The organism is Nonomuraea composti (assembly GCF_012034275.1).
GTDB lineage: Bacteria > Actinomycetota > Actinomycetes > Streptosporangiales > Streptosporangiaceae > Nonomuraea > Nonomuraea composti.
Window position 1 is genome coordinate 25,769 of record NZ_JAATEP010000074.1, and the last position, 21,655, is coordinate 47,423.

The 21,655-nt window shown below is 72.0% G+C and carries 18 protein-coding genes and 1 pseudogene; 17 read left to right on the top strand and 2 right to left on the bottom strand.

Annotated elements, in window-relative coordinates:
* Positions 1-7: 7 nt before the first annotated feature.
* Positions 8-943 (bottom strand): carbamate kinase, encoded by a 936-nt coding sequence (gene arcC, locus HCN51_RS51860; RefSeq protein WP_168020609.1) that lies wholly within the window; start codon positions 941-943, stop codon positions 8-10.
* Positions 944-958: 15 nt separating this feature from the next.
* A complete protein-coding gene (locus HCN51_RS51865; protein WP_080041106.1) occupies positions 959-2,203 on the bottom strand; it encodes an arginine deiminase in 1,245 nt (414 codons plus the stop codon).
* A 253-nt stretch (positions 2,204-2,456) separates the two neighbouring features.
* Between HCN51_RS51865 and pyrR the strand changes: the two genes are divergently transcribed.
* The 17 genes and pseudogenes from pyrR to HCN51_RS51950 form a co-directional block, all read left to right on the top strand.
* A complete protein-coding gene (gene pyrR / locus HCN51_RS51870; protein WP_080047038.1) occupies positions 2,457-3,014 on the top strand; it encodes a bifunctional pyr operon transcriptional regulator/uracil phosphoribosyltransferase PyrR in 558 nt (185 codons plus the stop codon).
* Entirely contained in the window at positions 3,011-3,928 is a 918-nt protein-coding gene (locus HCN51_RS51875; RefSeq protein WP_080041105.1) for an aspartate carbamoyltransferase catalytic subunit, read from the top strand. Before pyrR ends, HCN51_RS51875 begins: the two co-directional genes overlap by 4 nt.
* A complete protein-coding gene (locus tag HCN51_RS51880; RefSeq protein ID WP_168020611.1) occupies positions 3,925-5,211 on the top strand; it encodes a dihydroorotase in 1,287 nt (428 codons plus the stop codon). Before HCN51_RS51875 ends, HCN51_RS51880 begins: the two co-directional genes overlap by 4 nt.
* Complete coding sequence (carA, locus tag HCN51_RS51885; protein WP_168020622.1) at positions 5,208-6,326, top strand: glutamine-hydrolyzing carbamoyl-phosphate synthase small subunit; 1,119 nt, start codon at positions 5,208-5,210, stop codon at positions 6,324-6,326. Before HCN51_RS51880 ends, carA begins: the two co-directional genes overlap by 4 nt.
* Positions 6,313-9,600: a carbamoyl-phosphate synthase large subunit gene (gene carB / locus HCN51_RS51890; protein ID WP_168020630.1), complete on the top strand. Its 3,288-nt coding sequence runs from the start codon at positions 6,313-6,315 to the stop codon at positions 9,598-9,600. Before carA ends, carB begins: the two co-directional genes overlap by 14 nt.
* A 38-nt stretch (positions 9,601-9,638) precedes the next feature.
* A complete protein-coding gene (locus tag HCN51_RS51895; protein ID WP_230466408.1) occupies positions 9,639-10,490 on the top strand; it encodes a dihydroorotate dehydrogenase electron transfer subunit in 852 nt (283 codons plus the stop codon).
* Complete coding sequence (locus HCN51_RS51900) at positions 10,480-11,457, top strand: dihydroorotate dehydrogenase (protein WP_080047037.1); 978 nt, start codon at positions 10,480-10,482, stop codon at positions 11,455-11,457. The genes HCN51_RS51895 and HCN51_RS51900 overlap by 11 nt, the downstream gene beginning before the upstream one ends.
* Positions 11,458-11,482: 25 nt before the next feature.
* Positions 11,483-12,175 carry an orotidine-5'-phosphate decarboxylase gene (gene pyrF / locus HCN51_RS51905; RefSeq protein WP_168020632.1) on the top strand — a complete coding sequence of 231 codons (693 nt, stop codon included), beginning with the start codon at positions 11,483-11,485 and terminating at the stop codon, positions 12,173-12,175.
* Positions 12,176-12,508: 333 nt separating this feature from the next.
* Positions 12,509-12,832: an integration host factor, actinobacterial type gene (gene mihF / locus HCN51_RS51910; protein WP_020541698.1), complete on the top strand. Its 324-nt coding sequence runs from the start codon at positions 12,509-12,511 to the stop codon at positions 12,830-12,832.
* A gap of 100 nt (positions 12,833-12,932) precedes the next feature.
* Positions 12,933-13,541 carry a guanylate kinase gene (gene gmk, locus HCN51_RS51915; protein WP_080047036.1) on the top strand — a complete coding sequence of 203 codons (609 nt, stop codon included), beginning with the start codon at positions 12,933-12,935 and terminating at the stop codon, positions 13,539-13,541.
* A gap of 4 nt (positions 13,542-13,545) precedes the next feature.
* Positions 13,546-13,815, top strand: coding sequence for a DNA-directed RNA polymerase subunit omega (rpoZ, locus tag HCN51_RS51920; RefSeq protein WP_080041099.1), 270 nt, complete (start codon positions 13,546-13,548; stop codon positions 13,813-13,815).
* Positions 13,816-13,823: 8 nt separating this feature from the next.
* Positions 13,824-15,014: a bifunctional phosphopantothenoylcysteine decarboxylase/phosphopantothenate--cysteine ligase CoaBC gene (gene coaBC / locus HCN51_RS51925; protein ID WP_168020643.1), complete on the top strand. Its 1,191-nt coding sequence runs from the start codon at positions 13,824-13,826 to the stop codon at positions 15,012-15,014.
* A 111-nt stretch (positions 15,015-15,125) separates the two neighbouring features.
* Positions 15,126-15,488 (top strand): hypothetical protein, encoded by a 363-nt coding sequence (locus HCN51_RS51930; protein WP_168020645.1) that lies wholly within the window; start codon positions 15,126-15,128, stop codon positions 15,486-15,488.
* 128 nt (positions 15,489-15,616) lie between these two features.
* On the top strand, positions 15,617-16,804 hold the full coding sequence (gene metK, locus HCN51_RS51935; protein ID WP_080041096.1) for a methionine adenosyltransferase: 1,188 nt from the start codon (positions 15,617-15,619) through the stop codon (positions 16,802-16,804).
* Between the two features lie 513 nt (positions 16,805-17,317).
* Positions 17,318-19,705, top strand: a complete 2,388-nt coding sequence (locus tag HCN51_RS51940; RefSeq protein ID WP_168020647.1) for a primosomal protein N' — start codon at positions 17,318-17,320, stop codon at positions 19,703-19,705.
* A gap of 49 nt (positions 19,706-19,754) precedes the next feature.
* The gene (locus tag HCN51_RS51945; protein ID WP_168020650.1) at positions 19,755-21,224 is read left to right on the top strand and encodes a hypothetical protein; all 1,470 of its coding nucleotides are present in this window, start codon (positions 19,755-19,757) and stop codon (positions 21,222-21,224) included.
* A gap of 37 nt (positions 21,225-21,261) precedes the next feature.
* Positions 21,262-21,655: pseudogene (locus HCN51_RS51950) on the top strand (hypothetical protein); the annotation flags it as partial.

Consider the following 21,655-nt stretch of genomic DNA (forward strand, 5'->3'; position numbering starts at 1 on the left):
ACACCCCTCACAACGTGCTCGTCAGCGGCCAGCGGCCGTTGGGCGTGACGATGGTGCCGGCCGACCCGCCGAGGATGCTCTCAGCATCCTCCAGCCGGCCGATGGCCGCCATGTCGCCGGTCGTCTCCACGAACCGGCACACCGCCTCGACCTTCGGCCCCATCGACCCGGCGGGGAAGTCCAGCGCGCGCAGCTCGTGCGGCGTGGTGTGGCCGATCCCGCTCTGGGCGGGCGTGCCGAAGCCGCGCATGACGCGCGGCACGTCCGTGAGGCTGAGGAACGCGTCGCACTCCAGCGCCTCGGCCAGCATCGCCGTGGTGAGGTCCTTGTCGACGACGGCCTCGACGCCGGTCAGCCGGCCGCGCTCGTCGCGGACGACGGGCACGCCGCCGCCGCCCGCGCACACCACGATCACGCCCTCGCCGACCATGCGGCGGATCAGCCGGGTCTCGACGACGCGCTGCGGGGCGGGGGAGGGCACGACGCGCCGCCAGTGCCGCCCGTCGGGCCGCACCGTCCAGCCGTGCTCGGCGGCCAGCTTCTCCGCCTCCTCTCGCTCGTAGACCTGGCCGACGAACTTCGACGGCTCCGCGAAGGCGGGGTCGACGGCCGACACCAGCGTCTGCGTGACCATGGCCAGCACCTGGCGGCCGGGCAGCGCGTTCTGCAGGGCCTGCTGCATCCAGTAGCCGATCAGGCCCTGCGTCTGCGCGCCGAGCGCGTCGAACGGGTACGGGCCGGTCAGGCCGGGGTCGGCGGCGCTCTGCATGGCCAGCAGCCCGACCTGCGGGCCGTTCCCGTGGGTGATGACCAGCTCGTGCTCGCCGGCCAGCCTGGCGAGCGTCCTGGCGGCGGCACGCACGTTGGCGAGCTGCGCGTCGGCGTCAGGACGCTGCCCGCGCCGCAGCACCGCGTTGCCCCCCAGCGCCACGATGACCCGCATGCCGCCCCCCTCTCCTCAGACCGCGTCGCGCTCCAGCGGGCAGCTCATGCAGCGCGGACCGCCGCGCCCCCTGCCGAGCTCGCTGCCCCTGATGGTGATCACCTCGATGCCGTTGTCGCGCAGGTAGTTGTTGGTGGTGGCGTTGCGCTCGTAGGCGACGACCACGCCGGGCTCCAGCGCCAGCCCGTTGCAGCCGTCGTCCCACTGCTCCCGCTCGGCGGCGTAGACGTCCTGGGCAGGGGTCAGGACCTTGATGTCGGGCAGGTCGAGGGCGTGCGCGATCGCCTTGTGCATGTCCTCGGGCGGGTGGTCGGTGACCTTGAGCTCCTTGGACGTCTCGCCCGGCTCGATCGTGTACGCCGGCAGCATGCCCAGCCCGGCGTACTTGGTGAACACGCCCACGTCGAGCATCGTCATCACGGTGTCGAGGTGCATGAACGCCCGCGCCTTCGGCATGTCGAGCGCCACGATCCGGCGCGCGGACCCGGCGCTGAACATCCGCTGCGCCAGCATCTCGACGGCCTGCGGCTGGGTGCGCTCGCTCATCCCGACGAGCACCGCGCCCCGCCCGATGACCAGCACGTCGCCGCCCTCCATGGTGGCGGGGGCGACCGGCTGGCCGGGCATCCAGCAGTGGTAGCCGCCCTGCCCGGGCCGGTCGAAGCCGCCGGCGAACGTCGGGTGGTACATGTAGACGGCCTCCATGTTGACCGTCTCGCGCATGCGGGCCTTCTTCTTCATCGCGTTGATCGACACGCCGTCGTAGATCCAGCACGACGTGTCGCGCGTGAACAGGTGGTTGGGCAGCGGCGGCAGGATGAAGTCGTCGTCGTGCGTGGCGTGGAAGGTCACCGACTTGGGGTCGCAGCCCATCGCGACCAGCTCGCGCTTGGTGATGCCGCCGGTCAGGTAGACCTGCAGCGTGGCGGAGTCCATGCCGTCGAGCGTGTTGCGGATGTCGTCGATGGCGCCGGGCCCCAGCCAGCGCTCGTCGATGACCGCGTCGAGGATGTGCTTGCGCGCCTCGGGGATGTCGACGGTCTCCCTGAGCAGGTCGGCCAGCAGGTGGACCTGGATGCCGCGATCGGTCAGCACCCGCTCGAACTCCTCGTGCTCCTCGATCGCGCGCTGCACCCACAGCACGTCGTCGAAGAGGAACGCGTCCTTGCTGGTGGGGGTCAGCCGTCTCAGCGCCAGGTCGGGCCGGTGCAGCAGGACCTGCCGCAGGCGCCCGACCTCGGAATCGACATGGAACGTCATCTGTCCTTCATCCCCCTCCCGGACGCAGAAGTCACGCCCCGCACCGGGTAGACGACCTGCCCTGCGGAGCGGCCTCCCACACGGCGGGGCGGGGGAAATTACCTGATCCGGGACCGCGACCGGGCCGTCGCTCCCCGTGCGGGCCCTGCGGGAGGGTGCTCGCGTTGTACCTGGTAGCCCCTGGTACTGTGTGTCCCGACCAACACCCTTTTAAGACCCGTCCCGTGAGGCGGGAAAGGTGGTGAGCTTCGTCATGTCCACACCTGTGGGCGATTCCAGGGCCGTCCTGGAGGCCCCCGACATCCACCGGGCACTCACCCGGATCGCGCACGAGATCCTCGAGCGCACCAAGGGGGCGGGCGACGTCGTCCTCCTCGGCATCCCCACCCGCGGGGCCACTCTGGCCCGCCGGCTCGGCGACCGCATCGAGCAGTTCGAAGGCGTCAAGACCCCCGTCGGCTCGATCGACATCACCATGTACCGCGACGACCTGCGGCGCGGGCCCGTGCGTCCGCTCGGCCCGACCGAGCTGCCCCCCGACGGCATCGACGGCAAGGTCGTGGTGCTCGTCGACGACGTCCTCTACTCCGGCCGCACCGTACGCGCCGCGCTCGACGCGCTCAACGACCTCGGCCGGCCCACCGCCGTGCAGCTCGCCACCCTGGTCGACCGCGGCCACCGCGAGCTGCCCATCCGCGCCGACTACGTCGGCAAGAACCTCCCGACCGCCAAGAGCGAGAAGGTGAAGGTCTACCTGGAGGAGATCGACGGCCGCGACGCCGTCCTGCTCATGAAGGGGGGCGCCCAGTGAAGCGGCACCTGATCTCGGCCGGAGACCTGACCAAGGACGACGCGCTGCTCATCCTCGACACCGCCGAGGAGCTGGCGAGGGTCTCGGAACGTTCCATCAAGAAGCTGCCGACGCTGCGCGGGCGCACGGTCGTCAACCTGTTCTTCGAGGACTCCACTCGCACCCGCATCTCGTTCGAGGCGGCGGCCAAGCGGCTGTCCGCCGACGTGATCAACTTCTCGGCCAAGGGGTCGAGCGTGTCCAAGGGCGAGTCGCTCAAGGACACCGCGCTCACCCTGGAGGCCATGGGCGCCGACGCGGTCGTCATCCGCCACAGCGCCTCCGGCGCGCCGCACCGCCTGGCCACGTGGGTGCGCGGCAGCGTCGTCAACGCCGGCGACGGCACCCACGAGCACCCCACGCAGGCGCTGCTCGACGCCTTCTCCATGCGCCGCCGCCTGGGCAGCCTGGAGGGCCGCAAGGTCACCATCGTCGGCGACGTGCTGCACAGCCGGGTCGCCCGCTCCAACGTGCTGCTGCTGAACACGCTCGGCGCCGAGGTCACCCTCGTCGCGCCGCCCACGCTGCTGCCCGTCTCCGTCGGCACCTGGCCGTGCGAGGTGTCCTACGACCTCGACGCGGTGCTGCCGAAGTCCGACGCGGTGATGATGCTGCGGGTGCAGAAGGAGCGGATGAACGCCGCGTACTTCCCGAGTGAGCGCGAATACAGCCGTCGTTATGGTCTGGATCGAGAGCGGTTCGCGAAGATGCCCGATGAGGCGATCGTCATGCACCCGGGTCCGATGAACCGGGGCATGGAGATCGCCGCCGAAGTGGCCGACTCGGCGCGATCCACGATCGTCGAGCAGGTCGCCAACGGCGTGACCATCCGCATGGCCGTCCTGTACCTGCTGCTCGGGGGAGAGACCGCATGATCATTCGCAACGTGAGGATCCTGGGCGGCGAGCCCGCCGACATCAGGATCGAGCACGGCGCGATCGCCGAGATCGGGCCGAACCTGCCCGGCGAGAGCGTCGTCGACGGGGCGGGCGCGATCGCGCTGCCCGGCCTGGTCGACCTGCACACGCACCTGCGCGAGCCCGGCCGCGAGGACGCCGAGACCGTCCAGACCGGCACCCAGTCGGCGGCCCGCGGCGGCTACACCGCCGTGCACGCCATGGCCAACACCTCGCCCGTCGCCGACACCGCCGGCGTCGTCGAGCAGGTGTGGCGGCTGGGCCGCGAGTTCGCCCACTGCGACGTGCACCCGGTCGGGGCCGTCACCGTCGGGCTGGAGGGCAAGCAGCTCGCCGAGCTGGGCGCGATGGCCGACTCCGCCGCCCGCGTGCGCGTCTTCTCCGATGACGGCAAGTGCGTGGACGACGCCGTGCTGATGCGCCGCGCCCTCGAGTACGTCAAGGCGTTCGACGGCGTCGTCGCCCAGCACGCCCAGGAGCCGAGGCTCACCGCCGGCGCCCAGATGAACGAGGGCGTCGTCTCGGGCAGGCTCGGCCTGACCGGCTGGCCCGCGGTCGCGGAAGAGGCGATCATCGCCCGCGACTGCCTGCTGGCCGCCCACGTCGGCTCCCGGCTGCACGTCTGCCACGTCTCCACGGCGGGCTCGGTCGAGATCATCCGCTGGGCCAAGTCCAAGGGCTGGAACGTCACCGCCGAGGTGACCCCCCACCACCTGCTGCTCACCGACGACCTCGTCGAGGAGTCGCCGGTGGGCGCCTACAACCCCATCTACAAGGTCAACCCGCCGCTGCGCACCCGCGCCGACGTCGAGGCGCTGCGCGCCGCGCTGGCCGACGGCACGATCGACATCGTGGCCACCGACCACGCGCCCCACCCGGTCGAGGACAAGGAGACCGAGTGGTCGGCCGCGGCCATGGGCATGGTCGGCCTGGAGACCGCGCTCAGCGTGGTCCAGGAGGCCATGGTCGAGACCGGGCTGCTCGACTGGGCGGGCGTCGCGCAGCGCATGTCCGTCGTGCCCGCCCGCATCGGGCGGCTCGGCGGCCAGGGGCAGCCGCTCGACGTGGGCGCCCCGGCCAACATCACCCTGTACGACCCGTCCGCGCGCACGAAGGTGGACCCGTCCGCCTTCGCCTCCAAGAGCCGGAACACCCCGTACGAGGGGATGACGCTGCCCGGCCGGGTAGTGGCCACGTTCCTGCGCGGCAGGCCGACCGTTCTCGAAGGGAAGCTGGTTTGAACACTGCGTCCAACGCTGCGGTGCTCGTCCTGGAAGACGGCCGGGTCTTCCATGGAACGTCCTACGGCGCCGAAGGCGAGACGTTCGGCGAGATGGTCTTCAACACCGGCATGACCGGCTACCAGGAGACCCTCACCGACCCCTCCTACCACCGGCAGATCGTCGCCATGACGGCGCCCCACATCGGCAACACCGGCGTCAACGACGAGGACCCCGAGTCGAAGCGCGTCTGGGTGGCCGGCTACGTCGTTCGCGAGCCGTCCAGGGTGGTCTCCAACTGGCGGGCCAACCGCTCGCTCGACGACTACCTCAAGGAGCAGGGCGTCGTCGGGATCGCCATCCCCGGCACCCGCGCGCTCACCCGCCACCTGCGCGAGCGCGGCGCCATGCGCGCCGGCATCTTCAGCGCGCCGGAGGCGCCGGTCGAGGAGCTCGTCGAGCGGGTGCGCCGCTCGCCCCTCATGGAGGGCGCCGACCTGGCCCGCGAGGTCGCCACCGGCGAGGCGTACGTCGTGCCCGCCATCGGCGCCAAGCGGTTCACCGTCGCGGCCGTGGACCTCGGCATCAAGGGCATGACCCCGCACCGGATGGCCGAGCGCGGCTGCGAGGTGCACGTGCTGCCCGCCGACGCCACCTACGAGCAGATCATGGCGGTCGAGCCCGACGGCGTGTTCTTCTCCAACGGGCCGGGCGACCCCGCCACCGCCGACGTGTCGGCGCTGCGGCGGGTGCTGGAGGCCAGGGTGCCGTTCTTCGGCATCTGCTTCGGCAACCAGCTCTTCGGGCGGGCCCTCGGGCTGTCCACCTACAAGCTGCGCTACGGCCACCGCGGCGTCAACCAGCCCGTCCAGGACGTGCGCACCGGGAAGGTGGAGATCTCGGCGCACAACCACGGCTTCGCGGTCGAGGCGCCGCTCGACGGGCCGTTCGAGACCCCGTACGGGCCGGCCGAGGTGAGCCACGTCAACCTGAACGACCGCTGCGTGGAGGGGCTGCGACTGCTCGACGGCCGCGCCTTCAGCGTCCAGTACCACCCGGAGGCCGCCGCCGGGCCGCACGACGCCGCCTATCTTTTCGACGAGTTCTGCGAGGTCATGACCCGTGCCAAAGCGTGAGGACATCCAGTCGGTCCTGGTGATCGGCTCGGGGCCGATCGTGATCGGCCAGGCGTGCGAGTTCGACTACTCCGGCACCCAGGCGTGCCGCGTGCTGCGGGCCGAGGGGTTCCGCGTGATCCTGGTCAACAGCAACCCCGCGACGATCATGACGGACCCGGAGTTCGCCGACGCCACGTACGTCGAGCCGATCACCCCCGAGTTCGTCGAGAAGATCATCGCCAAGGAGCGGCCCGACGCGCTGCTGCCCACGCTGGGCGGCCAGACCGCGCTCAACACCGCCGTGGCCCTGCACGAGTCGGGCGTGCTGGACAAGTACGAGGTCGAGCTGATCGGCGCCGACTTCGACGCGATCCAGTCGGGCGAGAACCGCGAGAAGTTCAAGGAGATCGTCGCCAAGGTCGCCCGCGAGCACGGCCTCAACGCCGAGTCCGCCCGGTCCCTGATCTGCCACACCATGGACGAGTGCCTGGCCGCCGCGGGCGAGCTGGGCTACCCGCTGGTCGTGCGGCCCTCGTTCACGATGGGCGGCGCCGGCTCCGGCTTCGCGTACGACGAGGACGACCTGCGCCGCATCGCCGGCGCCGGGCTCGACGCCTCGCCGACCACCGAGGTGCTCCTGGAGGAGTCGATCCTCGGCTGGAAGGAGTACGAGCTGGAGGTCATGCGCGACAAGGCCGACAACGTCGTCATCGTCTGCTCCATCGAGAACATCGACCCGATGGGCGTGCACACCGGCGACAGCGTCACCGTCGCGCCCGCGCTGACCCTGACCGACCGCGAGTACCAGAACATGCGCGACGTCGCCATCGCGGTCATCCGCGAGGTCGGCGTCGACACCGGCGGCTGCAACATCCAGTTCGCGGTCGACCCGCGCACCGGGCGCATGATCGTCATCGAGATGAACCCGCGCGTGTCGCGCTCGTCGGCGCTGGCCTCCAAGGCCACCGGCTTCCCCATCGCGAAGATCGCGGCCAAGCTGGCCATCGGCTACACCCTCGACGAGATCCCCAACGACATCACCAAGGAGACCCCGGCCTCCTTCGAGCCGACGCTCGACTACATCGTGGTGAAGGTCCCGCGCTTCGCGTTCGAGAAGTTCAGGGGCGCCGACCAGACCCTCACCACCCACATGAAGTCGGTGGGCGAGGCCATGGCCATCGGCCGCTCGTTCCCCGAGGCGCTGCAGAAGGCGCTGCGCTCGCTGGAGAAGAAGGACTCCTCCTTCACCTGGGCCGGCGAGGTCGCGCCCAAGGAGGAGCTGCTGGCGGCCTGCCGCACCCCGCACGACGGCCGGCTGCGCACGATGCAGCAGGCCATCAGGGCCGGCGCCACCGCCGAGGAGCTGTACGAGGCCACCAGCGTCGACCCGTGGTTCCTCGACCAGCTCTTCCTGCTGCACGAGGAGGCCCAGGCGGTCGCCGAGGCGCCCGAGCTGACCGCCGAGGTGCTCGAGCGGGCCAAGCACCTCGGGTTCAGCGACGTGCAGATCGGCGAGATCCGCGGCATCGACGAGGCCAGGGTGCGCGACCTGCGGCACGCCCTCGGGCTGCGGCCGGTCTACAACACCGTCGACACCTGCGCCGCCGAGTTCGCCGCCAAGACGCCCTACCTCTACTCGACCTACGACGAGGAGAGCGAGGTCCCCACCGGGGAGCGCCAGAAGGTCATCATCCTCGGCTCCGGGCCCAACCGCATCGGGCAGGGCATCGAGTTCGACTACGCGTGCGTGCACGCCTCGTTCGAGCTGTCGCGGGCCGGGTTCGAGACCGTCATGGTCAACTGCAACCCCGAGACCGTCTCCACCGACTACGACACCTCCGACCGGCTCTACTTCGAGCCGCTCACGCTGGAGGACGTCCTGGAGGTCGTGCACGCCGAGCAGCAGACGGGCCCGGTCGCGGGCGTCATCGTGCAGCTCGGCGGCCAGACGCCGCTCGGGCTCGCGCAGGCGCTCAAGGACGCCGGCGTGCCCGTCGTCGGCACCTCGCCCGAGTCCATCCACCTGGCCGAGGAACGCGGCGCGTTCGGACGGGTGCTGGCCGAGGCCGGGCTGCCCGCGCCCAAGCACGGCACCGCGCTGACCGTGGCCGAGGCGCTGGAGATCGCCGAGGAGATCGGCTACCCCGTGCTCGTCCGCCCCTCGTACGTGCTCGGCGGGGCCGGCATGGCCATCGTCTACGACGAGGAGACGCTCGGCACGTACATGGCGGCCCAGGAGGGCGGCCACCCGGTGCTGGTGGACAAGTTCCTCGACGAGGCCATCGAGATCGACGTCGACGCCCTCTACGACGGCGAGGAGCTGTTCCTGGGCGGCGTCATGGAGCACATCGAGGAGGCCGGCATCCACTCCGGCGACTCGGCGTGCGCCCTGCCGCCGATCACGCTCGGCAGCGCCGACATCAAGGCCATCCGCGCCGCCACCGAGGCCATCGCCGCCGGGGTGGGCGTGCGCGGCCTGCTGAACGTCCAGTACGCCATGTCCGCCGGCATCCTGTACGTCCTGGAGGCCAACCCGCGCGCCAGCCGCACCGTGCCGTTCGTGTCCAAGGCCACCGGCACGCCGCTGGCCAAGGCGGCGGCCAGGGTGATGCTCGGCGCGTCGATCGCCTCGCTGCGCGAGGAGGGCATGCTGCCCGCCGAAGGCGACGGCGGCACGCTGCCGCTCGACGCCTCCATCGCGGTCAAGGAGGCGGTGCTGCCGTTCAACCGCTTCCGCGGCGTGGACATCGTCCTGGGGCCCGAGATGCGCTCCACGGGCGAGGTCATGGGCATCGACGAGTTCTTCGGCATCGCCTTCGCCAAGTCGCAGGCGGGCGCGTACGGGCAGCTCCCGACGAAGGGACGCGCGTTCGTATCCGTGGCCAACAGGGACAAGCGTGCGATGATCTTCCCTGTGAAGGCGCTCGCGGATCTCGGGTTCGAGATCCTCGCGACCGAGGGCACCGCCGAGGTGCTGCGCCGCAACGGTGTCCATGCCAAGATCGTGCGAAAGCACAGCGAGGGGACGGGTCCCGGAGGTGAGCCCACGAGCGTGCAGGCCATTCTCGACGGCGAGGTCGACCTGATCGTCAACACGCCCTTCGGCAGCCCGGGGCAGTCGGGGCCGCGGCTCGACGGCTACGAGATCCGTACGGCCGCGGTGCTGCGCGGCATCCCGTGCATCACCACGGTCTCGGGCCTGGCCGCCGCGGCGGCCGGCATCCAGGCGATCGTGCGCGGCGACGTCGGCGTACGGTCTCTCCAGGAGCACGCACAGGCACTCCGGGGCTGACCCCGCACAGGAGGTGAAGACGACTGGCCGGCACACCGGTGCAGGTGACGGGCACGGTGCTGACGACGCGCCGGGTCGACGCCTACCATGCGCTGACGGTGGTGGCGCCCGGCATCGCCGAGCGTTACCGCCCCGGCCACTTCGTCTCCGTGGCGGTCGGCGGGCCGTACTCGTCGATGGTGACGCGCCGCGCGCTGTCCATCCACGACGTGAAGTCCGACTACGGCGGCACGGTGGAGCTGGTCTTCACCGTGCGCGGCTCGGGCACGGCGTGGCTGGCCGAGCGGCGCGCCCGTGACACGCTCGACCTGGTGGGGCCGCTCGGGCGGCCCTTCCCGCTGCCGCGCGACCCGGTCCACTGCGTGCTGGTCGGCTCCGAGTACGGCTCGGCCGTGCTGTTCCCGCTGGCCGACGCGCTGCTGGCGCGGGGCTGCCGGGTCGACTTCGTGCTCGGCGGCGCGGGGGCCGAGCGGGTGTTCGGGGCGATGCGGGCCCGCCGCATCGCCGAGACGACCACGCTGACCACCGAGGACGGCTCGCTGGGCCTGCGCGGCAAGGTCACCGACGCGCTGCCGTCCGTGATCGCCGACACGCGGGCCGACGCCGTGTACGCGTGCGCGCCCATGGAGACGCTGCGGGCGGTGACGGCGGTGGCGATGGAGTTCGACATCCCGGTGCAGGTGGCGGTCGAGGAGGCCATGGCCTGCGGCATCGGGGTGTGCATGACGTGCGTGCTGCCCGTCATCGGCGACGACGGGGCGACCAGGATGGTCAGGGCGTGCGCGGAGGGGCCGGTGTTCCGGGGGGAGCGGGTGCGGTTCGAGGACGTGGGAACGATCCCGTTCGACGCGCTCGGCGCCCCCGGAGGCGGTGCACGACATGTCAGTTGATATGCGGACTTTTCTGGCGCACGTGGAGCTGGCGAACCCCATCACCACCGCCGCCGGCTGCGCCGCCTCCGGCCGCGAGCTCGCCCAGTTCTTCGACCTGCACCGGCTCGGCGCGCTGACCACCCGCTCGATCACCATGGCCCCGCGCGCCGGCCGGCCCACCCCCCGCATGGCCGAGACACCCTCCGGCATGCTCAACGCCGTCGGGCTCCAGGGGCCGGGCATCGAGGCGTTCCTGGAGCGCGAGCTGCCCTGGCTGGCCCAGCGCGGCATCAAGACCATCGTCTCCATCGGCGGCGGCACCGTCGCCGAGTACTCCGAGCTCGCCCGCAGGCTCGCCGACGCGCCCGGCGTCACCGCGCTTGAGGTCAACCTCTCCTGCCCCAACATGGAGGACCGCGGGCGCGTCTTCGCCCGCGAGGGCAGCGCCGCGGCCGAGGTGATCGCCTCCGTGCGCTCCATCATGCGCTACGACGTGCCCGTCGTCGCCAAGCTCGCCCCCGACGTGGCCGACATCGTCTCCGTCGCGCGCGCCTGCGTGGACGCCGGGGCCGACGCCCTGTCCATGATCAACAACCCGCTCGGCATGGCCATCGACACCGAGGCGCTGCGCCCCTCGCTCGCCGCCGTCACCGGAGGGCTGTCGGGGCCCGCCATCCTGCCCCTGGCCGTACGGTGCGTCTGGCAGGTGCACGCGGCGCTGCCCGGGGTGCCCCTGATCGGCGTCGGCGGCGTCATGACGGGCAGAGACGCCTTCCAGCTCGTCCTGGCGGGCGCCTGCGCGGTCGGAGTGGGCACGGCGCTGTTCCACGACCCCTACGCCTGCCTGCGCATCGAACGCGAGCTTGAGGAGCTCCTGAGGGCCCGCGGCTTCCAGCGGCTGGCCGACGCCGTCGGCCTGGCCCACCGCCCGCCGGGGAGCGCCCCCCGGCACCTGTTGGTCGACACCGAGGAGAGCACGCCTTGACTCCCGAATCCCAGGAGAGCACGTCTTGACCCCCGCACCGATCGCCGTCGCTCTCGACGCCCCCGACCTGGAGACGGCCGCCCGGTGGGCCGCCCTGGTCACGCCCCATGTCAGCACGGTCAAGGTGGGCCTGGAGCTCTACCTGCGCTACGGGCCCGACGTGATCGCCTCCGTGCGGGGGGCCAGCGGCGTGCGCGTGTTCCTCGACCTCAAGCTGCACGACATCCCCAACACCGTCGCCGGCGCCGCGCGGGCGGTGGCGCGGCTGCGGCCCTCGATCCTGACCGTGCACGCCGCCGGCGGCCCCGCCATGATCAGGGCGGCCGTGGAGTCCGCGCCGCACACCCAGATCGCCGCCGTGACCGTCCTGACCTCTCTCACCGAGGGCGACCTGGAGCGCATCGGGCTCTCCGGGCCGGCCGACCAGGCCGTGCGCCGCCTGGCAGCGCTGTCGGTCGAGGCCGGGGCCACCGCGCTGGTGTGCTCGCCCAACGAGGTGCCGGCCGTACGGGCCGAGGTGGGCCCGGACATCACGCTCATCACGCCCGGCGTGCGGCCCACCGGAGCCGCCACCCAGGACCAGATGCGCGTCGCCACGCCCGAGCAGGCCCTCGCGGACGGCGCCGACCTGCTCGTGATCGGCCGGCCCATCACGGGCTCGCCCGACCCGGGAGCGGCCGCGGCGGCCATCGCGGCCTCGCTCCGCCGCGCGGGCTGAGGCCGCGCGCCCGCACCGCCTGCCTGGACAAGATCATAAGGCACTCTGGACGATCTTGCGACTCGGGTTTCGGCCCTGGTGCGGGCCGGGTTTCGGACATCGGCGAGTGGTCCGGAGGCGAGCGTCCTTGCGTTTCGCGACACCGGCGCGAGCCGACGCGCGAAGGCGGAAGTGAGGGCGATTTGATCAGCACAAGGTGATTTTACGAACACGGAGAGTGATGAAGTGGATTTTGTCGCGAGAGAAACCGCTCTTGACGTTGCTTAGGGGGCGATGACCAGCTAGTTTCCCTTCCCGTCCGAGTACATCGACAGAAATTCGAGGTGACCCGGCGTGGCTCTTCCTCCCCTGACCCCTGAGCAGCGCGCCGCAGCTTTGGAAAAGGCTGCCAAGGCCCGTAAAGAGCGTGCCGAGGTCAAGAACCGGCTCAAGCATGGCGCGGTTTCTCTGGCTGAGGTGCTCAAGGATGGGCAGACCGACGACGTCATCGGCAAGATGAAGGTGTCGGCCCTGTTGGAATCGCTCCCCGGCGTGGGCAAGGTCCGCGCCAAGCAGCTCATGGAGCGGCTTGCCATCGCCGAGTCCCGCCGCGTGCGGGGTCTCGGCGCGAACCAGAGGGCCTCCCTCGAGCGCGAGTTCGGTGGCAACGAGAGCTAATCTCTGTTCCACACGAAAGCGCAGGTTCAACGGGGGGTAGGAAGTGACCGACAGGTCCTGGTCCGGCGAAGTCAGTGCCTACGAGGCGGTCGGACCGGAAGTGGAGGTCGGCTTCCCGCCCTTGAGCGAACGGCGGCTGACGGTCCTGTCAGGGCCGTCGGGCGTCGGCAAGTCCACGGTCGTCGCCGAGCTCCGGCGGGCACACCCCGAGGTGTGGCTGTCGGTCTCGGTGACCACCAGGAGGCCCCGTCCCGGCGAGGTGAACGGGGTCCACTACTTCTTCGTCGACGGCGAGGAGTTCGACCGGCTCGTGGAGTCGGGAGAGCTGCTCGAGTGGGCGGAGTTCGCGGGCAACCGCTACGGCACGCCCCGCGAGCCGGTGCTGAAGAAACTGGCCGAGGGCGTGCCGACCCTGCTCGAGATCGACCTCGAAGGCGCCCGGCAGGTCCGCAGGAGCATGCCGGAGGCGCTGCTGGTGTTCCTGGCCCCGCCCACGTGGGAGGAGCTGGAGAAGCGGCTGCGCGGCCGCGGCACCGAGCCCGAGGACGTCATCGCGCGCCGGCTGGAGGCCGGGCGGGTCGAGATGGCCGCCGAGTCGGAGTTCGACCTGACACTGGTGAACACGAGTGTCCAGGACGTGTGCCTGCGACTGATAGCCTTGATGACTGACCCTCAGGGGGTCACGACAACCACCAACCGAGAGGTCTGACATCGTGGCAGGCACCACCCCGGCCGCGGAGGGCATCACCAACCCGCCGATCGACGCGCTGCTCGACATCGTCGACAGCAAATACTCCCTGGTGATCATGGGCGCCAAGCGCGCTCGCCAGATCAACGCCTACTACTCCCAGCTCGGCGAGGGCCTGCTGGAGTACGTCGGCCCCCTGGTCGAGACGCACGCCCAGGAGAAGCCGCTGTCCATCGCGCTGCGAGAGGTCTCCGAGGGCCTGCTCAACGCCGAGCCCATCGAAGGCGCGGCCTGACCCCTTCGATGCGAGTCGTCCTGGGAGTCAGCGGCGGCATCGCCGCGTACAAGGCGTGTGAGCTGCTGCGGCTGTTCACCGAGTCGGGTCACGAGGTGCGGGTCGTCCCGACCCGCGAGGCCCTGAAGTTCGTGGGCGCGCCCACCTGGGCCGCCCTCTCGGGCCACCCCGTGTCCCCCGAGGTGTGGGACGACGTGCACGAGGTGCCGCACGTGCGCATCGGCAAGTCGGCCGACCTCGTCGTGGTCGCGCCCGCGACCGCCGACGTGCTGGCCAAGGCCACGCACGGGCTGGCGGGCGACCTGCTCACCAACACGTTGCTGACCGCGACGTGCCCGGTGGTGTTCGCGCCCGCGATGCACACCGAGATGTGGCAGCACCCCGCGACGCGGGCCAACGTCGCGACCCTGCGCGAGCGGGGCGCCGTCGTGATCGACCCGGCCGTGGGCCGGCTCACCGGCGCCGACACCGGCCCGGGGCGGCTGCCCGACCCCGCCGAGATCTTCCAGCTCTGCCTGCGCGTGCTGCGCGGCCGGCCCCGCGACCTCGCCGGCCGCAGGGTCGTCGTCTCCGCCGGCGGCACCCGCGAGGCCATTGACCCCGTGCGCTACATCGGCAACCGCTCCTCCGGGCTGCAGGGCTACGCCCTGGCCCGCACGGCCGCGGCGCGGGGCGCCGAGGTCACGCTCGTGGCGGCCAACGTCACGCTCCCCGACCCGGCCGGCGCCAAGGTGGTGCGGGTCGAGTCCGCGGCCGAGCTGCGCGACGCCGTGCTCGCCGCCTCCGCCGACGCCGACGTGGTCGTCATGGCGGCCGCGGTGGCCGACTTCCGTCCCGCCACCCGGCACGACGCCAAGATCAAGAAGACCGACGGCGAGCCCGAGGCCATCCACCTCGTCAAAAACCCTGACATCCTCGCCGAGCTCGGCGAGCGCCGCCGCCACGAGCCCGGCCCCCGCGTGATCGTCGGCTTCGCCGCCGAGACGCACGACGTGCTCGCCAACGGGCAGGCCAAGCTCGCGCGCAAGGGGTGCGACCTGCTGGTGGTCAACCAGGTGGGCGAGGGGCTGGCCTTCGGCACCCCCGACAACGCCGCCACCGTGCTGGTGGCGGACGGCGAGCCGGTCGAGGTGCCGTTCGGGCCCAAGGAGGATCTCGCCGACGCCGTGTGGGATCTGGTGGCCGTACGCCTCTCCTGAGGCGGATCCCGGATACGGCGGAAATCGTACAAAGCGTACAGTCGCGATTACCCGATCACCTGTTGCAACATTCCTCCTCGCCTGCGGATACTTGGGGCGAAGGGGGATGGAATGCCGGTGGGTTCTGCTGTCAGGGAACGTTGTAGAACGTTGCTCGGCGACCAAGGGGAGATCCACTACGTCTTCCCGGCGTTCTCCGAGGGGCCCGCGGGGACGGGCAACTTCTTGATCGTGGTCACCGACACGGCCATATCCGTCCTGGCCACGAGGACGCTCAGGACCGACAGGCCGGTGTCGGTGTTCGCCGAGTTCCCGAGGCGCACCAGACTCGGCCCCATCATGCCTGGACACGTTCTCGAACTCGGCTCGATCGTCTTCGAGTTCGATGAGGAGTACGCCGCTGTGGTGTCGGCCGCCGACGCGGAGATCTTCACCCCGGAGATCCTGCCGGCCGATCCCCTGCCCGAGCTGTGATGGGAGACATATGGTGGACAGTTTCGCGACCTGGCGCCGGGTAGGGCTAGACTTCCCCGAGGCCCAGCCGCGCCCAAGCGCGCCGGGTCCCAAATCCGTCAGCAGCCGCTGCATGAGGAGCCACTGAGTTGTCACGTCGCCTGTTCACATCCGAGTCGGTCACCGAGGGCCACCCGGACAAGATCGCCGACCAGATCAGTGACGCGATTCTCGACGCCATGCTCAAGGACGACCCCAAGAGCCGGGTCGCCGTCGAGACGATGATCACTACCGGCCAGGTTCACGTCGCAGGCGAGGTCACGACCGAGACCTACGTCGACATCCCCGGCGTCATCCGCGAGAAGATCCTGGAGATCGGCTACGACGCCTCCCACAAGGGCTTCGACGGCGCCTCCTGCGGCGTGTCGGTGTCCATCGGCGCGCAGTCGCCCGACATCGCCCAGGGCGTCGACGACGCCTACGAGCACCGCGTCGACGGCGACGGCGACGAGCTCGACCGCCAGGGCGCCGGCGACCAGGGCCTCATGTTCGGCTTCGCCTGCCGCGAGACCCCCGAGCTGATGCCGCTGCCGATCACCCTCGCCCATCGGCTGGCCCAGCGCCTGTCCGAGGTGCGCAAGAGCGGCACCGTCCCCTACCTCCGCCCCGACGGCAAGACCCAGGTCACCATCGAGTACGACGGCGACACGCCCGTCCGCCTCGACACCGTCGTGGTCTCCACCCAGCACGCCGCCGAGATCGACCTCAAGGAGATGCTCGCTCCCGACATCAAGGAGCACGTCGTCGACGTCGTCCTCAAGGACATCGAGATCGACACCGAGGGCTACCGCCTGCTGGTCAACCCGACCGGCCGCTTCGAGATCGGCGGCCCCATGGGCGACGCCGGCCTCACCGGCCGCAAGATCATCATCGACACCTACGGCGGCATGGCCCGCCACGGTGGCGGCGCCTTCTCCGGCAAGGACCCGTCCAAGGTCGACCGCTCGGCCGCCTACGCCATGCGCTGGGTCGCCAAGAACGTCGTCGCGGCCGGGCTCGCCGACCGGTGCGAGGTGCAGGTCGCGTACGCGATCGGCAAGGCCCAGCCGGTCGGCCTGTTCGTCGAGTGCTTCGGCACCGAGAAGCTGCCCGTGGAGAAGATCCAGGAGGCCGTCCTCCAGGTCTTCGACCTGCGGCCCGCCGCGATCATCCGCGACCTCGACCTGCTGCGGCCGATCTACTCGGAGACCGCCGCCTACGGGCACTTCGGCCGCGAGGGCTTCTCCTGGGAGTCCACCGACCGCGCCGAGTCCCTCCGCACCGCCGCGGGCCTCTGACGGCTCACACTCGCTGACCGGCGCCGCCTTCCTTGTTGGGAGTGGCGCCGGTTCGGCATGCCAAGGGGCAGTCCGGACCCTCGCCTGGGGCATCGGGCGTGCCCGGAGCCTGCCTGGCCCTGCGTGCGGGCGCGCCGCGACCCTGACTCGGCCCGTGCCCACTCCCGGCCCCGCCGCCGTCCGCCTGTGAAAGCGGCCCTGGCTCCGGCCCGCGATTCGCGCGTGCTCGGATCCGCCTCCGGCACGTGGTGCGCGTGCTGAGGTCCGCTTCCGGCACGTGGTGCGCGTTCAGGAGCCGTTGCGGGCCTGCCACACGGCGCGCCCGGATCCCGTCCGCCGCCGCGTCGGGCGCGCCTGAGGCGCCGCGTCGGCGGGACGTGGTGCGGTGGAGGCCGGCGCACGTCATCGGCGGCCGACCTGGCGTGCTCCCGTACCAGGGCCGGCGAGGTGTGCGTGGTGGCCCCGCTGGGCTGGTGGGCATGGGGGAGGGTGGGGGTCTGGTAGACGTTATGCGTGACCCGATCCTCCGACGACGCCCTCCTGCCGCTCGAAGCCGTGCGGCCCGCGCAGTCGTCGAAGGACACCAAGGGCGCGCCCGTCCCCGCTCCTGAGAACCCCGTGGCCAGGGTCGTCGTGGACAGCCCCCTGCCGCACCTCGACCGGCCCTTCGACTACCTCATCCCCGAGGCGATGCACGAGACGGCCGAGCCGGGGGTACGGGTGCGGGTGCGGTTCGCGGGCAAGCTGGTGGACGGTTTCCTGCTGGAGCGGGTGTCCGAGAGTGAGCACGAGGGCAAGCTCACGCCGCTCGAACGGGTGGTCTCGCCCGAGCGGGTCCTGACCCCCGAGATCGCGGGGCTGGCCAGGGCGGTGGCCGACCGGTACGCGGGCACCCTGACCGACGTGCTCCGCCTGGCCGTCCCACCCCGCCACGCCAAGGCCGAGGCGGAGGCGCCCAAGCCGGACGCGCCGAAGGGCGCCCCACCGGAAACGGGCCCGTCCGCTGATCCGCAGGGCCCGGACGGCGCGCCGGTGCGCCCGTCGTTCCAGAGCGCCCCGGCCGCGAGCCCGGATGCCGCCCCGGGGCGTCCGGCGGTCGCGAGCCCGGATGCCGGGGAACGGCCCGTGAGTGCCTGGGATGTGTATCCGGCCGGGCCGTCGTTCCTCAGTGCTCTGCGTGACGGGCGGGCGCCGCGGGCGGTGTGGTCGGCGCTGCCCGGTGCGAGGGGGTGGACCGGGGCGGTGGCGGAGGCCGTGCGGGCGACGCTGGACGGCGGCAGGGGGGCGGTCGTCGTGGTCCCCGACGGGAAGGACGTGGCGCTGGCCGATGCCGAGTTCGGCCGGGTGCTCGGGCCCGGCAGGCACGTGGCGCTGACCGCCGACCTGGGGCCGGCGGAGCGGTACCGGCGGTGGCTGAAGGTGCTGAGGGGTCAGGTGCGGGCCGTGGTCGGCACCAGGGCTGCCATGTTCGCCCCCGTCGCGGATCTCGGCCTGGTGGTCATCTGGGACGACGGTGACGACCTGCACGCCGAACGCCTGGCCCCCTACCCTCATGCTCGCGAAGTGCTCGGGCTGCGCGCGCACAGGAGCGGCGCGGGCATGCTGATCGGCGGCTATGCCCGTACCGCCGAGGCCACCCAGCTCGTCGCGAGCGGCTGGGCCCGGCCGATCGTGGCGGCGCGTACCACGATCAGGAGCCTGGCGCCGCGGGTGCGGCCGGCGGGTGAGGATGCCGAGCTGGCCAAGGACCAGGCCGCGCGGCAGGCGCGCCTGCCCAGCATCGCCTGGCGCGCCCTGCGGGCCGGGCTGGAGAGCGGCCCGGTGCTGGTGCAGGTGCCGAGGCGTGGCTATCTGCCCGCCCTGGCCTGCCAGCACTGCCGTACCCCCGCCCGCTGCGTGCTGCCGCCCACCCGCACCGCGCACGGCGACCCGGCCCAGGCCCAATATCCGCCCAGCGGCCACACCCAGCCCTCGGTCGGCGGCGCCCAGACACAGCTCCCGGCAGGCCCCCATGCCCATTACGCGGCGGGCGGCCAGACGCAGCTTCCGTCGGGCGTCCACGGCCACTACGCGGCGGGTGCCCCGACGCAGCTTCCGGCGGGTGCCCAGACGACGCAGGGTGGGCAGGGGCCGCTCTGCCATGGTCCGCTGGCGCTCAGGGGTGGCCACGCGGCCCCGTACTGCCGCTGGTGCGGCCGCGTGGACGCCGACTGGCGCTGCCCGTCGTGCGGCAGCCCGCGCCTGCGTGCCGTGGTCACGGGGGCGAGGCGGACGGCGGAGGAGCTGGGCCGGGCCTTCCCGTCCGTGCCGGTCAAAACCTCGGGGCGCGACGGCGTGCTGGCCTCGGTGCCGGCCGCTCGCGCGCTGGTCGTCGCCACGCCCGGCGCGGAGCCGGTGGCGGAGGGCGGTTACGCGGCGGCCGTGCTGCTGGACGGGTGGGCGCTGCTGGGGCGGGCCGACCTGCGGGCGGGGGAGGAGACGGTGCGCCGGTGGATGAACGCCGCCGCCCTCCTGCGCCCGGCCGCCGAGCTGGTGGTGCTCGGGGACGCGGCGCTGCCGGCCGTGCAGGCGCTGCTGAGGTGGGATCCGGTCACGCACGCGGAGCGGGAGCTGGCGGATCGCGCGGAGCTGGGGTTCCCGCCGGCGGTGCGGATGGCGACGCTGACGGGCGCGGCGGCGGCTGTCCGGCAGATGCTGGACGAGGTACGCCTGCCGCCCGACGCGCAGGTGCTGGGTCCCGTGCCGGTGGACGAGTCGGGCCAGGAACGCGCCATGATCCGCGTACGGAGGGCGGGCGGAGCGGCGCTGGCCGCCGCGCTCAAAGGGGCCAGTGGGGTGCGTGCGGCCAGAAAGACGCCGGATGTCGTGAGGGTGAGTGTCGACCCGCTCGACCTGATTTAGACCGTTTCCCCGATTCGCTCATCCGTGGGTCAGCCGTTAGCGTGCCCCTGTGTCGATCGAATGGGTGAACCAGGCCATCGACGACCTGCGCGCTTGGGGGCGCGCGCGGGAAGTCGAAGTGGACGCGGACGAGGTCCGCCTGCTCTGCGACTACGCCAGCGACTACCTCAACGTCAACGAACTGGGTGATTTCACCCCCGAGACCTTCGACGAGCTGCTGCTCTCCATCTACCCGCGCAAGGTCATCGCCCCGCCGGAGAGCGCGCCGGAGACCGTCGCCGCCGCCCGTACCCTCGTCGACTACCTGCACGAGGCGGCCCAGGTGAGCGGCGAGACGGCCGCGCGGATGCGCGAGCGGCTCGACGCCATCGGGCCGCGCATGGCCGAGGCCCTCGCCGACACCTCGAACTTCGGCATGGCGAAGAGCCTGTTCAGCTCCATCGGCCCCGAGTCGCTGGAGCAGTCGATCGCCATCCCGTCGGGGGAGCTGCCCGACCTGGGCGAGGCGCCCTGCGACTGCCCCGGCTGCACCCCGCTGCCCGCCGTGCGCCTGGCCGCGCCGGAGGAGCTGCTGGCGGCGCTGGAGCACGTCCCGATGCTGGCCGAGGAGCCGCTGCCCGGCGACGGCGACCCGCTGGAGGCGTGGGCACGGCGCGTCGCCCACCTGCTGGAGCAGGACACCGGGGGCGCGGTCACCGGCTCGGCCGAGCTCGACGAAGGGCTCTACGACCTGTTCGACATGATCTACCGCCTCCAGGTGCGGGTGCCCGTCGGCGTGATCGGCGACTACCTCGACGAGCTCGGCGGCGAGGGCGAGGTCGACCTGGCCGCCGTGCTGGGCCGGCTGGAGCGTACGGGGCTGCTGCGGGTCGACGGCGACTGCGCCGAGCTGACGCCCCTGGGGGTGTGGGCGCTGCGCGAGCACTACCTCTCGCTCGGCATCGACGCGCCCCAGGCGCCCGACCTGGCCGAGGCCGACGCGCGCGGGCTCATCGAGGGGCTGCTCGACGGCGTCCCCACCGAGATCGCCGAAGACGACATCAACCGCTGGCTGTCCGTCAGGGAGCCCGCGCAGGCCGCCGCCGAGCTGCTGGCCGCCGCCTCCGGCGCGCCCGCCGTGGCCCGGGGCATCGCGATCACGATCGTCGACCGGCTCGGCCCCGAGGCCGAGCCCGCCGTCCGCGACTACCTGGAGGACCAGGAGCTGCGCCCGCACGCCATCCACTGGCTGGCCGCCAGGAAGCTGCCCGCGCCGCCGCTCACCCAGGAGGAGCTGCTGTGGGTCAGCGTCGACATGCTGGCCCTGGCGATGCCCGCCGCCGAGGAGGACCCCGACAACTTCGCCGAGAACATGGCCGCCTCCGGCCCGCCCGCCCACCTCATCGAGGAGATGTGGCGGGTCGACCACCCCGACGTCGTCGAGGTGCTGGAGCTGCTCGGACGCTCCATCACCGACGGTACGGTGGCCAAGGCGGCGCGCAAGGCGGCGTTCAAAGCCCGTTCCCGGAGCATCCGTTGAGTACGCTCATGTGACCGCTGTGCAGTAAGTTTCGTGGGTGGCAAACAACGTCTTCGACCTCGCCGAGCTGCGGAAGCTGATCGATGAGCAGGCCGCCGTCCCTCCACGGCCTCCTGAGGAGACTCGCGTGGAGCATGAGGCGCTGACGTTCCCGCCGGTCCTGCTGGCGCCCGACGCCGAGCTGGCCAGGGCGGTGCCCGCGGTGCCGCTCGTGGCCGACGCCATCAGGCTCACCACGTGGACGGGCGAGCGGCAGGTCACGCCCGACGGGCACCTGCCCGAGGCCGACGCCGAGGCCGCCGCCCGCGAGCTGGGCCTGCCCGCCTCCCGCGTCCGCCTGGTCTGGATCGTCGCGGTCAACACCGGCCTGCTGCAGATCCTCGGCGGCAAGGCCACGCGCGGGCCGCTGTCGATGCAGCTGACGGTCGAGG